At 36.5% G+C, this 14,999-nt stretch carries 13 protein-coding genes and 1 other annotated feature; of the genes, 5 read left to right on the top strand and 8 right to left on the bottom strand.

Annotated features, from left to right (window positions below):
* Window positions 1-83: 83 nt before the first annotated feature.
* Window positions 84-476, bottom strand: coding sequence for a hypothetical protein (locus L866_RS0100695; protein ID WP_025728161.1), 393 nt, complete (start codon window positions 474-476; stop codon window positions 84-86).
* A 140-nt stretch (window positions 477-616) separates the two neighbouring features.
* On the opposite strand from L866_RS0100695, the gene L866_RS0100700 reads away from it, so the two are divergent.
* Window positions 617-1,420: a lipoate--protein ligase family protein gene (locus L866_RS0100700; protein ID WP_025728163.1), complete on the top strand. Its 804-nt coding sequence runs from the start codon at window positions 617-619 to the stop codon at window positions 1,418-1,420.
* A gap of 23 nt (window positions 1,421-1,443) precedes the next feature.
* Window positions 1,444-2,802: an HD domain-containing protein gene (locus L866_RS0100705; protein WP_025728165.1), complete on the top strand. Its 1,359-nt coding sequence runs from the start codon at window positions 1,444-1,446 to the stop codon at window positions 2,800-2,802.
* A gap of 102 nt (window positions 2,803-2,904) precedes the next feature.
* On the opposite strand, the gene tsaD is transcribed toward L866_RS0100705, so the two are convergent.
* Genes tsaD through tsaB form a run of 3 tightly spaced genes read right to left on the bottom strand, consistent with a single transcriptional unit; the run spans window position 2,905 to window position 5,733 of the window.
* The gene (tsaD, locus tag L866_RS0100710; protein ID WP_025728167.1) at window positions 2,905-3,927 is read right to left on the bottom strand and encodes a tRNA (adenosine(37)-N6)-threonylcarbamoyltransferase complex transferase subunit TsaD; all 1,023 of its coding nucleotides are present in this window, start codon (window positions 3,925-3,927) and stop codon (window positions 2,905-2,907) included.
* Window positions 3,928-3,956: 29 nt separating this feature from the next.
* Window positions 3,957-5,030, bottom strand: coding sequence for a ribosomal protein S18-alanine N-acetyltransferase (rimI, locus tag L866_RS0100715; RefSeq protein WP_025728169.1), 1,074 nt, complete (start codon window positions 5,028-5,030; stop codon window positions 3,957-3,959).
* Window positions 5,014-5,733: a tRNA (adenosine(37)-N6)-threonylcarbamoyltransferase complex dimerization subunit type 1 TsaB gene (tsaB, locus tag L866_RS0100720; RefSeq protein ID WP_025728171.1), complete on the bottom strand. Its 720-nt coding sequence runs from the start codon at window positions 5,731-5,733 to the stop codon at window positions 5,014-5,016. Before tsaB ends, rimI begins: the two co-directional genes overlap by 17 nt.
* 381 nt (window positions 5,734-6,114) lie before the next feature.
* Here tsaB and dhaK point away from each other — a divergent pair, with 381 nt between their 5' ends.
* From dhaK to dhaM, 3 genes are read left to right on the top strand one after another with little or no spacing between them, the layout of a single operon-like run.
* Window positions 6,115-7,101, top strand: a complete 987-nt coding sequence (dhaK, locus tag L866_RS0100725) for a dihydroxyacetone kinase subunit DhaK (RefSeq protein WP_025728173.1) — start codon at window positions 6,115-6,117, stop codon at window positions 7,099-7,101.
* A gap of 23 nt (window positions 7,102-7,124) precedes the next feature.
* A complete protein-coding gene (gene dhaL / locus L866_RS0100730) occupies window positions 7,125-7,700 on the top strand; it encodes a dihydroxyacetone kinase subunit DhaL (RefSeq protein ID WP_025728175.1) in 576 nt (191 codons plus the stop codon).
* A 24-nt stretch (window positions 7,701-7,724) separates the two neighbouring features.
* Entirely contained in the window at window positions 7,725-8,099 is a 375-nt protein-coding gene (dhaM, locus tag L866_RS0100735; protein ID WP_025728177.1) for a dihydroxyacetone kinase phosphoryl donor subunit DhaM, read from the top strand.
* Window positions 8,100-8,164: 65 nt separating this feature from the next.
* Here the strand turns inward: dhaM and L866_RS0100740 are convergent, their stop codons facing one another.
* The 4 genes from L866_RS0100740 to L866_RS0100755 form a co-directional block, all read right to left on the bottom strand.
* A complete protein-coding gene (locus L866_RS0100740; RefSeq protein WP_025728179.1) occupies window positions 8,165-9,013 on the bottom strand; it encodes a MetQ/NlpA family ABC transporter substrate-binding protein in 849 nt (282 codons plus the stop codon).
* 14 nt (window positions 9,014-9,027) lie between these two features.
* Window positions 9,028-9,651, bottom strand: coding sequence for a methionine ABC transporter permease (locus L866_RS0100745; RefSeq protein WP_051452831.1), 624 nt, complete (start codon window positions 9,649-9,651; stop codon window positions 9,028-9,030).
* A gap of 40 nt (window positions 9,652-9,691) precedes the next feature.
* A complete protein-coding gene (locus tag L866_RS0100750; RefSeq protein ID WP_025728183.1) occupies window positions 9,692-10,780 on the bottom strand; it encodes a methionine ABC transporter ATP-binding protein in 1,089 nt (362 codons plus the stop codon).
* A gap of 69 nt (window positions 10,781-10,849) precedes the next feature.
* Window positions 10,850-11,096, bottom strand: a binding site (T-box leader).
* Window positions 11,097-11,317: 221 nt separating this feature from the next.
* A complete protein-coding gene (locus L866_RS0100755) occupies window positions 11,318-14,731 on the bottom strand; it encodes a CshA/CshB family fibrillar adhesin-related protein (RefSeq protein WP_025728185.1) in 3,414 nt (1,137 codons plus the stop codon).
* Window positions 14,732-14,999: the final 268 nt, after the last annotated feature.

The following is a 14,999-nucleotide window of genomic DNA, read 5'->3' on the forward strand; positions in this document are numbered from 1 at the left end:
ACTACGTCTAATTGATACAATTGTAACCGTATTAATCAGTTCTATTTTTTCACACTATGTATTGGAATGCAATTCTTTTTTTCTTAAATTTTTCTTGAGCGAGTCTTTTTAAAATAGCGCCAATAAAAATAAACTACCATGATCAAGTAAACTAGCGCTGCAGCAAGTGATGTTTCTGTAAAACGAAGCGATTGACTGAAGCCTAAAATGGCAAATAATCCAGTTGCTAATTTAGAAAACAATCCTTGTTCTTCTTTCATTCGATTAATCGTTAAAAATAAATACCAATAAGCAACGCCAGCAATAAACATAGCAATTAATGGGTACTTAACCAATGCTGGATCTAAAATAACTTGATTATTCCAATCAGTTAGTACAAACGTTAAGCTTAATAAAATACCGCCCGCTAAACACATGACCACGCGTTTAATCATGGGGAAACGTCGGCCCATATCTGTTAATTCATATTGCAGCATGATTTCCTCCTTTTGTGAGAGAATTAGACATAATTTTCTTCTCAATATCCCCATTTTAATGGGTTTCTGATATAATGTAAACAAAAGACAGCGATTAAATTGTATATTCGTCGTTCAATAAAAAGAAAGTAGTTGAGCTAATGATTCCCCCATCATTTAAAATTTTTAATGCTTATTCTAAATTACAAGAAAATATTCTTTATCCTATTGTTTTAGATGATTTATTTCTAAATATGGTCAATCAAGAACCGACTGAAGGAATCATCCATTTTTGGCCTATTCAACGGATGGTATTATTAGGTATGACCGATACACGACTGCCTCATTTGAATGATGCTTTAACTGTTTTAAAGGACGCAGATTACCCGACAGTTGTTCGTTCTGCTGGAGGATTAGGTATTGTCATGGATGAAGGGATCTTGAGTTTCTCTATTATTTTACCTAACCCTTCTAATATGATGAGTATCGAAGCAGGCTATGAATGGCTCGTTTCTTTCATTAATAAGTGGCTAGCTACGTATGACTTAAATGCACAAGCGTTCGAAATTCCTACGTCCTATTGCCCGGGCACCTATGATTTATCGATTAATGGCTTAAAAATTGCCGGTTTAGCACAACGTCGTTATAAACAGGGAATTGGTTTAATGTTTTACTTAAGTGTCAACGGACCACAACGAACACGTGGTGAATTAATGCGAGCTTTTTATGATGCCGGTCTTAAACAAGAAGAGACACCTTTTCATTACCCTAACATTGATCCCGATTCCATGACTTCTTTGGAGCGTATTTTAGGGCAGTCGTTAGATATGAAACGTGTCCAACTTGAATTTGCACAAACCTTACAATCTTATGGTTTAGTGGATACCATTGAATTTGATCAGATTCCTTGGTCACTTGCTTCATCTTATATTGAAAAAATGGAAAAACGTCAACAAATTATCTAGTCCCATTAAAAGGAGATATGCGTATGTATTTTGATAGTCCGGAGTTACCTAGAGAAAAAGTATTTCGTGATCCAATTCACGACCATATTCACGTACAGCATCAACTCATTCTTGACCTCATTAATACAAAAGAATTTCAACGTTTAAGACGAATCAAACAAACGGGTACGTCCCTCTTTATTTTCCATGGTGCAGAACATACTCGTTTTGGCCATTCGCTTGGTGTATATGAAACTGCTCGTCGCATTTGTGATCAATTCCAACGTAATTATCCTAGCCAATCACCAGATGACGGGTTATGGGATGATCGCAATCGCCTACTCGTGTTATGCGCAGCACTCTTACATGATATCGGCCATGGTCCTTATTCTCACGCATTCGAAAAAATATTCAATACGAACCATGAAGCGATTTCTATTCAAATTATTACATCACCTGAAACAGAAGTGAACCGTGTGTTAGCTAGTGTCCATCCTGACTTTCCTGCTGCGGTTGCTAGTGTCATTGAAAAGACATATCCTAATCCGCAAGTTGTTCAACTCATTTCAAGTCAAATTGACGCGGACCGTATGGATTATTTAATTCGTGATGCTTACTATACCGGTGTAAATTATGGACGATTTGATTTAGCTCGTATCCTTCGAGTGATGCGTCCGCACCGTGGCGGTATTGCTTTTCACTTTTCAGGTATGCATGCGGTAGAAGATTATATTTTAAGTCGTTATCAAATGTATATGCAAGTCTACTTCCATCCAGTATCACGCGGAGTAGAAGCGATTTTATCTCATCTTTTGGAACGTGCAAGTTATAATTATGGGCATTTTGAACATCCACTTAAACATTCTGCCACCTTACTTGTTCCATTCTTTGAAAAAAATTGGACACTTAGTGATTATTTACGATTAGATGATGGTGTACTAACGACGTACTTCTTACATTGGTTAGATGAGGATGATCCAGTACTAAGTGATTTAGCGCGTCGTTTCTTACATCGTAAACCGTTCAAATCGGTAGCTTATCATAATGAAACCGATCAAGCGCGAGTAGATCGTATGATTCATTTAGTCGAAGCTATGGGATACAATCCAGATTATTACACGTCATTAAATTCGAGCTATGATTTACCTTATGATTTCTACCGTCCACATCAAAAAACTAAACGAACACAAATTGAACTGGTCGAAAGTGATGGTACATTAACCGAATTAGCTCAAGCGAGTCAAATTGTGAATGCTATTGCCGGAAAAACATGGGGCGACCACCGCTTATACTTCCCTCATGAATTACTCAAAGACCAACCTGATGATTTGTTTAAAGAAATACACCAAGAATTTCTTGCGTTATATCAAGAATTAAGACAGTTACAAATCACACCCGAATAGCACAATAGAAAAAGAGAAGTAGCTCGCCTACTTCTCTTTTTTCGCTTCGGTTATATTATAATGGTATCGATTATTTGAACATTCTCTTTCTTTTTCACTCGATTAACTTGGACGTGGTTGATCAATTTCCCATCCTGGATACGCATTAACGTTCGATGCTGCAAAATCTTGTGCTTGCCATTGTAAATAAGCAACGGCTCCAATCATGGCTGCATTATCTCCACACAATGATAACGGCGGCATCAGTAAGCGTGGCGCATCATCTAATTGCTCTAAAGCTTCTGTTAAGCCTTCTCGTAATCCTCGATTAGCAGCTACACCACCTGCGATAATTAGTTGCTTCACTGGATACTCTTTTAATGCACGCATTGTTTTCGTCACTAATACCTCTACCACAGCGGCTTGGAAACTAGCGGCTACATTTTCTTTAATAACTGATTCACCACGCTGTTCTTGATTGTGTAACGTATTGATGACTGAACTCTTTAACCCACTAAACGAGAAATCATAATGATTCTCTTCCATCATGGCTCGTGGGAATTGATACGTGTCTTCTCCTTGATGTGCTAACTGATCCATCTCTTTACCTGCAGGGTAGTTTAATCCTAAGACTCGTCCTACCTTATCATACGCTTCACCGACTGCATCATCTCGTGTTTCGCCAATAATTTCAAAATGTAAATGATCTTTCATATACACTAATTCCGTATGTCCACCACTAACTACTAAACTCATTAGTGGAAACTCTAACGGCTCCACTAATTGATTAGCGTAAATATGTCCAGCCATATGATTGACCGCAATTAACGGTTTTTGTAAGGCAAAAGCTAATGATTTACCCGCTTGAACGCCTATCAACAAGGCACCTACCAGACCTGGTCCAGCGGTAACGGCAATCGCATCAACCTCTTCATATGTGAGATTTGCATCTTGCATTGCTAACGCTAGTACTTCATTGATTCGTTCAATATGATGGCGACTAGCGACTTCTGGTACAACACCACCAAAACGTTCATGTGACTTGACTTGGCTTAAAACGATATTGCTCAAAATTTTTTCGCCATTTTCAACGACTGCTATACTCGTTTCATCACAACTCGTTTCAATTGCTAATATTTTCACCACTTTTTTTCCTTCTTTCTACCATTCATGGTTTACTTATGCGGTTGATTTGTTTCTGTAGATTTTGTCCATTTCATTAATATTGCATCCTCTACAGGTTCTTGGTAATAATTCGGTCGACTATGGTACGCAACAAATCCTAACGACTGATATAGTTGTTGCGCGGCTTGATTACTTGCCCGAACTTCTAAAAAGACCTCTTGTACTTCTTCTTGTGCTAACTTCTTTAACGATTGACGAACTAATGCTGATCCAATACCTTGTCGTCTAAAATCTGGTAAAACACCGACTAACATTACATCTGCTTGACCTGCAACCACTTGATACATAATCCAAGCGACGGGATAAGTCGCATAATACGCGATAAACGTCCGATTGATTGCTAATGATGTGCTATCTTCTAACATGGCGTGTGTCCAAGGTGCTGAATCAAACGCTAATTGCATCACTTGTTCCATTTCGTTAACTTGTGGCGCTTGAACATTTGGAAGATATTCAACACGCAACGGCCAATTTCTTAATGGCTTCACCATATAATACGCATCACTTTGATCGGCCCGATAATAATTTGGCAAGCGACGCAAGCGTTTGAATCCTGATTCGCGATACAAATGAATCGCAACATGATTGGTGACACGACACTCTAACCCCATGCTCAATGCGTCATACGTCTGAGCATGTCGTATGGCTTCTTTCATTAATAGATGACTTAATCCTTGTCCTTGGTGCGTTGGTTGTACTGCAATTTGAGTAATATGTGCTTCATGGGGATCCAAGCGCACGCCAACATAACCAATCACTTGTTCATTCCAGACAAGTGAATAATAGCAAGTATTCACTCGATATAAATCATGGTGAAAACCAACTGTCCCCCACGGAGGATGTGGTTCATACACTTGTTGTTCAATGGTGACGTACTGTGGCAAATCACCTGGCATATAGCGACGAATCAAAAACTTTTTATCCCTGATTTGAACCACTCTTTCCACATAAGGATACGTTTCTGAAACTGTTCCCCCCACAACATCAGGTGGAATAACTTGTTCTACCGCACGATTCATTTGATCATTCATTTTTTTAATATATGCTTTAAACGTATCGAACATACTCATTTACCACTAAATTCGGATGACTTTGTTGCCATTTTTCTTCCGCTTCAACTGTCTTTAAATAATCTGGCACAAACGTTTTCGGATCCACTGCTTGTTCTTGATAACTCAGCTGAACTAAGTGATGAGCTTTAGGATACGCATCCACCGTTAGATGGTGTTGTGCCACTTCAAAGTTCGCCTCGAACCACTCTGGATGTTCACCTACAAAATAAAGTGGTGCTTGTTGTTCCTTTAATTGATTAATCCATTCTTCACGGGTCACATATTGATCTGGAATAACATTAATAAGTTGTTCGTTTTCATAGCGATATGCGCCCGTATAAACGGCTTCGCGACGTGCATCCATATAAGGCACTATTAATACATCTGACGAACTCACACGCGCTAACGCATTGCCCGCTAAAACCGCTAAACTGGAGACGGGAATTAAAGGGACGCGAAGTACATCGGCCATGATTTTAGCCGCGGTTCCTCCAATTCGTAATCCCGTATACGATCCAGGACCTTTCGCTACTACGATTTGTTCAATCGCTTGTGGGGCTGTTTGCGTCACTTGACACACCCGTTCAATGGCTGGCATCAGTTCCGTTGCATGTTGTAATTTTTCATTGACCGTCCACTCTGCTAATAATTTTTGATTTTCCATCAACGCTACACTTAATGTTCGGTTCGATGATTCAATCGCTAAAATACGCACACTATCCACTTCTTTCTATATAAATCATTCATTTTATTCTTAGCTGTTTATATTGTTACTCTGACTCATTACTATTTATATTAACGCATTCCACACATACGATTCAATAAATCGTGGCGCAATCATTCAAGTATTATATTCCCCTTATTATACGCAATATTTAATTCAATTGGTACCTTTTTAGCCGCCCTTTATTTAGACTAATGCCTTTCTTCTGGTCCACAACTTCCTACACATTTTCGCGTAATACAGGGAAGTATATTTTTCTTAATCCCTTATCCACTCAATTTTTTAGTGGTTTGCTTCAAATAGAATCGTTTTACTTTCAATCTGATAAAGCGTTTTCTATAATAGAATTATCAACAGAAGGCGAGGGATTTGATGAAAAAAATTATTAATAAACCTGAACAGGTTGTACAAGATATGCTAGCTGGTTTAGCGTATGCATATAGTGATAAAATCAAAAAATTACCACAAGCTGATGTAATCATTCAAAAAGAATTCAAACAACCACAAGTCGCGTTAATTAGCGGAGGCGGTAGTGGTCATGAACCTTCTCATGCTGGCTTTGTTGGCGATGGCATGCTAAGTGCGGCCGTTTGTGGAGCTGTTTTCACTTCTCCTACACCTGATCAAATATTTGAAGCCATTCAAGCTGCTGACCAAGGGCAAGGTGTGTTCTTAATTATTAAAAATTATTCTGGTGATGTTATGAACTTTGAAATGGCTAAAGATTTAGCTGAAATGGAAGACATTGCCGTTGATTATGTTGTTGTTGATGATGATATTGCGGTTGAAGATAGTCTATATACTCAAGGAAAACGAGGCGTCGCTGGTACTATTTTAGTTCATAAAATATTAGGTGCTGCGGCTCGTCGTGGCGCTAGTTTAGAGGAAATTAAAGCTTTAGCCGATCAATTAGTACCGCAAATTAAAACCATTGGCGTCGCCCTATCTGGTGCTACTGTCCCAGAAGTAGGACAACCAGGATTTGTTCTAGATGATAACGAAATGGAATATGGTGTCGGAATTCATGGAGAACCTGGTTACCGTCGTGAAGCACTCAAACCATCTAAAGATTTAGCAGAAGAATTAATCCATAAATTAAAAGACGCGTTCGATTTCCAATCGGGAGAAACTTATGGGGTACTAGTGAATGGATTAGGTGCTACACCGTTAATGGAATTATTCGTGTTCACTCATGATATTGCTCAACTTTTTGAAGCCGAGCATTTGACGATTCCATTCAAAAAAGTAGGCGACTATATGACCGCCATTGATATGGCCGGTCTGTCTGTGACGATGATTAAATTACAAGATAATTGGTTGGACTACTTAAATGAATCTGTCGACACCATTGCTTGGTAAATAGAGACGAAGGGAGTTTTTTGATGTTAGATGTTAATACAACAAAACAATGGTTGATCACTTTTAATCAACTTATTCAAGCTAACAAAGCTTATTTAAGTGAACTTGATACACCAATTGGCGACGGCGATCATGGTGGTAATATGGCACGTGGTATGGACAAAGTCATCCAAATCATCGATACTACCGAATTTGATCAAGTTGCTGACTTATTCAAAAAGGTAGCAATGACCTTAATTTCTTCAGTTGGTGGAGCTTCTGGTCCGCTATATGGTACGGCTTTTATGGAAATGGCAAAAGTCTCTAAAGAATCAACGGATATCATCGCTTTATTATCAGCAGGCCTAGCCGGTATTCAAAAGCGTGGTAAAGTAACAATAGGTGAAAAAACAATGGTCGACGTTTGGGCGCCTGCTATTGAATTATTTGGAAAAGATGAATTAACTGAAGAATCTATTCAATCATTAGTTGAAGCAACCAAACCGATTCGTGCAACTAAAGGTCGTGCTTCTTATTTAGGTGACCGTTCCATTAATCACATTGATCCAGGAAGTCAATCGAGTGGTTACTTATTAACCGCTTTGATTCGTACGATTTAACATTAAATAGGAAAGGAGTTTCTTATGAATGAAATAGGGATTATCATTGTATCTCACTCTGAATTAATTGCGCAGGGGATTGAACAACTCATTAAAGAAGTCGCACCGAATGTTGCTATTTCCGCTGTTGGTGGAACAGAAGATGGCGATATTGGTACTAGTTTTGAAAAAGTGATGGAGGCGGTTGAATCGAATCCATCTCATACTTTGTTAACCTTCTTTGATTTAGGAAGTGCACGAATGAACTTAGACATGGTTAGCGATATGACTGAAAAAGAGATGACCATCTACTCTGTGCCTGTTGTTGAAGGTGCCTATACTGCAGCCGCATTACTTGAAGCACAAGCAGATTTAACAGCGATTAACGAACAACTTAATGCTTTAACCATTCAAAAATAAAATAATCCCGTCAACTTCTTGCGTAACACAAGAAGTCGGCGGGATTTTTCATTCTCTAAAAATATTTATTTAAATGATTTCCATGCAGGGATTTGAGAACCTTTTGATGTTTGCTCAATCACTTTAATGGTTTCATCTGTTTGATAAACTTCAACAATTTTCTTATAAATTGGGTTATCTTTGTCTTCATCACGTGACGCAATAATATTAATATATGGTCGTGCATCTTCGTTCACTTCTTCTAAAAAGATTGCATCTTTTGCCGGAATAAATCCAGCATCAACAGCGACATCACTATTAACTACGGCAATATCCACATCATTTAACGCGCGAGCTGTTTGAGAAGCATCTAATTCCACTACTTCAATTTGTTTCTTATTATTCTTAATATCTTTGATTGTTGGCGTTTGACCAGCCGCTTGATCCAACTCGATTAAACCAGCTGTTTGAAGTAATAAAAGCGCGCGCCCACCGTTTGTCACATCATTTGGAATAGCTACTTTGGCGCCTTTTTTAAGTTGTTTTATTTCTTTTACTTGTTCTGAGTATATGCCCATTGGTTCATTAATTGTTTGGCCAATCGAAACGATTTGTGTGCCGTGTTCTTCATTATAATTATCTAAAAAGAATTGATGTTGAAATGCATTTAAATCAATCGATCCATCCGCTAGTGCACGATTCGGTTGATTATAATCTGAGAAATTGACATATTCTAATGTTATATTTTCATCTTTCAAACGTTCTTTCACATCATCCCAAACATCTGTATTAGCTCCCATGACACCTAATTTCACTGTCACAGCGTCTCCCAATTTGGCATCCTTCGCTTGTGTGCCTTGACTACCACAAGCGGCTAAGCAAGTGATTACGCCGATACTTAATATACTTTTCACAACTTTTTTCCATCGTTTCATATGCTTCTTCCTTTCTAATGTTCAATCCGTTTTAAAATTCGATTACTAACTTCTTGTGTCACAAAAACAATTAGCAAAATCATAGCGGTCGTTACGATTGTCACATCTGTTTGATACCGATTATACCCTCTTAAAATCGCTAAATTCCCAAGACCACCTGCCCCAACAGCTCCAGCCATTGCCGTTAAACCAATAACATTAATAATCGTCAATGCAAAGGCACGAATAATTCCGGGTAAGCCTTCACGTAAATAAACGCGACATACAATTTCAGCGGGACTTAGGCCCATTGATTGTGCTGCTTCAATGACTCCTGGATCCACTTCTAGCAAAGCATTCTCGATTTGACGAGCAAAAAATGGCGTCGTTCCTGCCACTAAAGGTACGAGTGCAGCAGTTGCCCCGATTGCCGTTCCTACAATCAAACGAGTGATTGTAACAAGTAAAGCCAATAAAATAATAAATGGAATCGCTCGTGTCATGTTAACAAATTGATCCAACACGCGATAAAGCATTGGACGTTCCAATAAACCGCCAGGACGCGTTACTAACATACATACTCCAATTACAGTTCCAAGTACTCCCGCAATAATACATGTCCATATCGACATATAGATGGTTTCCCATAACGCCTGCATAATCTCACTCCAAATAGGAAGGACATTCGGTAATAATTGATTAAATAGATTCAAAACGATCCACCTCCTCTTGTTTCTTCATTGCTAATTCAACTGCTTGAATATCAATAATTGTTGTTGTCACATCGTTTGCCTTTAAGTAATTAAAAGCAGCTTGTCGTTGCTCCGATGTTCCTGCAATAGTCACCATGAGACGCCCTACTGGAATACCTTGAATCATTTCAATATTACCGTATAAAATATTTGTTGATACATCAAACCGCTTGTATAAATCTTGAATTAATGGCTCACTCGTTGTTTCACCAACATATTTAAGTTCAACTAATTGTGCATCCTCACTTAACTGTGCTACTGTTTGATTCGTAATAATTGTTTCCAATGCTTGATCCATATGAGTTGCTGTTTGGATAAACTGTTGGGTTAATTCTTTCTTTGGTTGACTGAAAATCGTCACACTATCTCCCAATTCAATTACTTGTCCCGCTTCCATCACAGCTACACGATGACAGATTTCTTTAACGACTTGCATTTCATGTGTAATCATAACGATTGTTAGGTTTAACTGTTGATTTAATCGTTTAAGCAATTTCAAAATTTGATTTGTTGTTTGAGGATCTAATGCACTAGTTGCTTCGTCACATAATAAAATTTCTGGATCATTTGCTAGTGCGCGCGCAATCGCTACGCGTTGCTTTTGTCCTCCTGATAGTTGGCTAGGATAACTTTTGGTCTTATCTTTTAAGCCAACCAAATCTAGTAATTGTAACGCTTTTTCTTCTTGTTCTTTTTTAGTCAATCCACTTTTTTTCAATGGAAAAGCCACATTACTTACAACATTTAAACTATTCATTAAATTGAAATGTTGAAAAATCATACCAATTTTACGACGTTTTTCACGTAATTCCTGCGCCTTTAATTGTGTCATATCCGTATCGCCAATACGAACGGTACCGCTACTTGGTCGTTGTAATAAATTAATAACACGAACTAACGTACTTTTTCCAGCTCCAGAATAGCCAACAATTCCAAATATTTCACCTGCTTGAATTGTTAAAGAAACGTCCTTTACTGCATGCACGGTCTTTTTATCCGTTTGAAAGGTTACGTTTATTTGATCTAACTCAATCATTTGTCACACTCCTTCTCATTCTTTTCCTCGTATTTTTGATTAAAAAAAGTCCTTTCACTAGTTATCTAGTAAAAGGACGAATATATTTTCGTGGTACCACCTTTATTCGGAAGCGAACTTCCCTCAGCCCAACGTCATGAACTAATTAGTCGTGAGATTGGTTTCTCTTTTAACGGTGAGAGCTTCCGAAGTTACCTACTTATCGACAACTTATCCTAAAAGGCCATTTTCAACTCGTCTGAACTTAGCGTTTTCCACCTAACAACGCCTCTCTATTAAGCATTCGAGCTTACTTTCCTTCTCAGTCAGATTTACTTATTAATTTAATGTTTTGATTAAGGTTACATTAAATATTACTCATATCAAGCTGTTATGTCAAGTAGAACTTATCGATTGTTCTTCTTTTTATTATGGTTGAAATCCAATATATAAAAATGCTTCCAAGGTTTAGTGTATGAACTAAGCCTTGAAAGCATCAATTCTCATAGTAATGATTTGGTTATTTCACTGAACAATCATTCCCCATGATTTTTTGAATTATTCTTTTTCTTCTTTTTTAAAACCTGGGATAGCAAATCCTAACCCTGAAAGAACAGCAATGAAAGCAGCTCCTAATGAACTAACTGCACCGGTTTGAGGTAATTCTTCTTGCATTTGTTTAGTTGGTGTTTCTGTTTTCGGTGTTTCTGTTTTTGGTGTTTCTGTCTTTGGTGTTTCTGTCTTCGGTGTTTCTGTCTTCGGTGTTTCTGTCTTTGGTGTTTCTGTCTTTGGTGTTTCTGTCTTTGGTGTTTCTGTCTTCACTGTACGTTTATACACATACGTAATTTCTTGTTTCATACCTGGTACATATTTACCCGGTACTTCCTTACCGTCTTTGTCAAATACTGGATTATTCACTGGGTTTTCTGTCGTAAAGAATGTATAGCCTAGTTTGTCTTTCTTACCAGTTGTATAGGTTTCATTCTCAGTTCCTTCAGTTGTGTTTCCTTCTTCTACTTGACGACTAATTTCTTTTCCATTTTCATTATGTGTGATATAGATGTGGTGTTCTTGGAATTTTCCAACAATCACTTCTTTTTTGACATATTCATAATCAATTAATTGTTTGATTCCTGGAACAAACTTGCCTTGTGTTATTTTAGATTCTTTATTAAAAAATGTTTTATCTTTCAAATTATCTGTTGAAACAATTTTGTCAAACGTGAATCCTTCTTTTTCATCTTGTTTTGCCTCAAACGTTTCTGTTGCAAAACCTTCTTGAAATTCATTGGTTTTCTTTAATGAAGGTACTTCTTTTCTTTCGATTAAATTATTTTCCATATCATAATATTCAATAAAATAACGATGGGTATCCTCAAAACGTCCTGGTTGAACGACTTTTTCATAGACATAAGTAATTTCTTTGTTTTTACCTATTTCGAAGTTACCTTCTTGAGGAGTCCCCTTTTCTTTATCATAGACTGGTTCATCTTTTTCATCTTGTGTCTTTATGAATGTATAACCTTCTTCTTCTTTTTTAGACGTTGAATATTTTTCACTCGGTTTTCCTTTAATTACTTCAGATGATTTAGAAATTAATTCATTTTTCTCTCGTTTAATTTCTTTGCCTTCAAAGTTTTTTTCTATATCATAATATTCATGATTTTCTTTAAAGGTTCCGGCAAATAAAACTTTTTTAAAATAATTATACTCGACAGCTTGCAATATTCCAGGAACATATTGCCCATTCGTTATAGCTTTTTTCTTGTTAAAATAACTAGCATCTTCTAATCCTTTTGTATCCGTTATATCACGATAAATAAAATCATTTTGCTCTTCTTTACTTGCTTTGAATCCTTTATCATCATCTGAAAATCCTTCTTGAAATTTATTTGTATGTTTAAGCTCAGTAAATTCTTCTGTCTTAACCAGTTCACCCTTTTCATTAACGTACTCTATATAATACCGATGTGTATCCTCAAAACGACCAGGCTGAATTTCACGTTGATATACGTATTTAGCTTCTAATAATTCATTTACTTTAAATTGGCCTTTACTCGAGGCAGTACTTGTAGCTACTGCTGTTCCTTCATCTTTTGCTTCTGCCAACGTATTTTTGTATTCTACTCCATTGAAAACTGGAATTTGACTTGTATTATAAGACATATCCGGTCTACCTTGTTGGAGTTTACCTTTTATCACACCATCTGTTTTTATAGTGTTTTCAGTTCCATCAAAGTTTTTTACTATCGTTTTATAAACATGTTGATCTCTAAAAGCACCGTTCACATAAAATCCAATTGCGGCTTGTTGAGCGCCTGTAGAGTTAATATAAATTCCTACTTCTGTTGGATTACTTGTATACACAATTGGTACTGTTCGGTAATCTTGTGCAGTTAAAACTGGACCAAACCATTGCGTTCCTAATCCACCGTCACTCGATGGTTCAAAATCTTTGTCTCTTGCAATCCACGCTTCTGCTGGTGTTCCAACTTTAGGACGTCGTGCTGGCTTTAAAGAAGAATCTTCAAACCGATCTTTATAAGTATCAAAATAAACTCTATGTATACTATTATTTATCATCTTCCATTCACTTGATCCATTCGCTATTAAATCGTCTTTAGCAAATGTATAGATTTTTTTCAAATCTTCATCAGCAAGATTAAGCTCTGTTTTAATGGTATTGATTGGTGCATACATTCCTTTAGTTTTTTCTATTAAGTCTCGTGCCTCTTGTACTGTAAAGGTTTTATCTGCACTCTTATTTATATAAAGCATATAGAGTTCAATAAAGCTAACTGGTTCACTTCCTACATAACTTTCTTTACCTTCCAGATTAGTGTAATTTAAAGCTGCGCTTCCTTCATCTTGTCTGTGCACATCATATTCTCTAGAGTCAATTGGCGTTGAAATAAATGGTCGTTTTTCTTTCTTTACAGCTTCTTTAGGTAACCCTGGATATTTAGGATGTTGTAATTCACTTAGTTTTTTCCATGATGTACCATCTGTATGCATAATTATCGCTTCAGAATAATTTGCTTCCTCTGCATCTATAGCAACCAAATCAAGCGGTAATCTTTCAGTATCTGCTGCACCTTTTAAATATAATCCTATATCAAACTCCACACCGATATTAGCCGCTTCACCTGATGATCCAATTACTGAATTTGCAATTTCAACATCTGATTGTGACACATTAGACCATGGTGTATCCACATTTCTTAATATAACGTTGTTTTCTTCCGTATTTAATCCATGATTCCATAAGAGACTATTTTTTTCTAAAATGATTTTTTCTTCAGCTGTATATGCTGTTTCATAATCTATTCCTAAATTTGTTAACCTTCTTTTGAATTCATCTGTTGCAGTAAAAGGTTGGACTTTTTTGACTCTTAATCTAATTTCATATTGATCAGAAATCGATTGTGTTATTTTCAACCCCTCTTTTAACACTAAAATGGGTTCTTCAACATTATTTACGATTCGAGTTGATATTTCAACGGGTTGATTATCTTTATCTTGAATTATCGTATCCTTCCCATTATAATCTAACCAAATAATATTTTTGTTAATATAGTCTGCTGAAGCATTCTCTTTGAGCTTGAATTCTTCAAATATTTTCGCTTTTTCTTCTTCAACTATTTGTTTTTCCGTTTTTTCTTCTAATGCTGTTGTTTTAAATTTCGGCGTAGTTTCAGTTTTTTCCTCCGATGTATCATCAAGTTTTGCTTCAACAGTTGTCATTTCTACTCCATCTTCAGGAGATACTACAATGTCCACATCTTCTTCAATCAAAATATTTTCCGTATTATTTACACTTTCTTCAGCAGCTTGAATTATTTGAACATTAGTAGAAACTAGTGTCAACCCTACAATTATGGAAGCCAATCCTAATGTCGTTTTTCTTAATGCATAATTAGCCTTTTTATCTGGATTTTTATTAAAATTTATTTTTTTACTATTTTTTATCATATATTATTGCCCCTTTTAGTTGTTTTCAGTCGATGTTTAATATCGCATTATTACTACTTTACACCTTTTACAGGACAATGTCACACAAAGCAACTTACAAATGAACAATAAAAATTACTTATTACAATTTTAGAATTCTTTTAATATGTAAAAACTGATTCAAACTCCATTTTTATCAATAACGCAGAAAATTTAGCAGCTTATTTTTTATATACTATTTAATTACTTTAATACATTTTTATACTTTGTTTAAAAACAAATTAAAAGA

It is taken from the genome of Atopobacter phocae ATCC BAA-285, assembly GCF_000526675.1.
Lineage (GTDB): Bacteria > Bacillota > Bacilli > Lactobacillales > Aerococcaceae > Atopobacter > Atopobacter phocae.

What these genes read in the sequence shown, in the direction of transcription:
- L866_RS0100695 (WP_025728161.1), bottom strand. Translation starts at nt 476, where the DNA reads ATGCTGCAATATGAATTAACAGATATGGGCCGACGTTTCCCCATGATT.
- L866_RS0100700 (WP_025728163.1), top strand. Translation starts at nt 617, where the DNA reads ATGATTCCCCCATCATTTAAAATTTTTAATGCTTATTCTAAATTACAA.
- L866_RS0100705 (WP_025728165.1), top strand. Translation starts at nt 1,444, where the DNA reads ATGTATTTTGATAGTCCGGAGTTACCTAGAGAAAAAGTATTTCGTGAT.
- rimI (WP_025728169.1), bottom strand. Translation starts at nt 5,030, where the DNA reads ATGTTCGATACGTTTAAAGCATATATTAAAAAAATGAATGATCAAATG.
- dhaK (WP_025728173.1), top strand. Translation starts at nt 6,115, where the DNA reads ATGAAAAAAATTATTAATAAACCTGAACAGGTTGTACAAGATATGCTA.
- dhaL (WP_025728175.1), top strand. Translation starts at nt 7,125, where the DNA reads ATGTTAGATGTTAATACAACAAAACAATGGTTGATCACTTTTAATCAA.
- dhaM (WP_025728177.1), top strand. Translation starts at nt 7,725, where the DNA reads ATGAATGAAATAGGGATTATCATTGTATCTCACTCTGAATTAATTGCG.
- L866_RS0100740 (WP_025728179.1), bottom strand. Translation starts at nt 9,013, where the DNA reads ATGAAACGATGGAAAAAAGTTGTGAAAAGTATATTAAGTATCGGCGTA.
- L866_RS0100745 (WP_051452831.1), bottom strand. Translation starts at nt 9,651, where the DNA reads ATGCAGGCGTTATGGGAAACCATCTATATGTCGATATGGACATGTATT.
- L866_RS0100750 (WP_025728183.1), bottom strand. Translation starts at nt 10,780, where the DNA reads ATGATTGAGTTAGATCAAATAAACGTAACCTTTCAAACGGATAAAAAG.
- L866_RS0100755 (WP_025728185.1), bottom strand. Translation starts at nt 14,731, where the DNA reads ATGATAAAAAATAGTAAAAAAATAAATTTTAATAAAAATCCAGATAAA.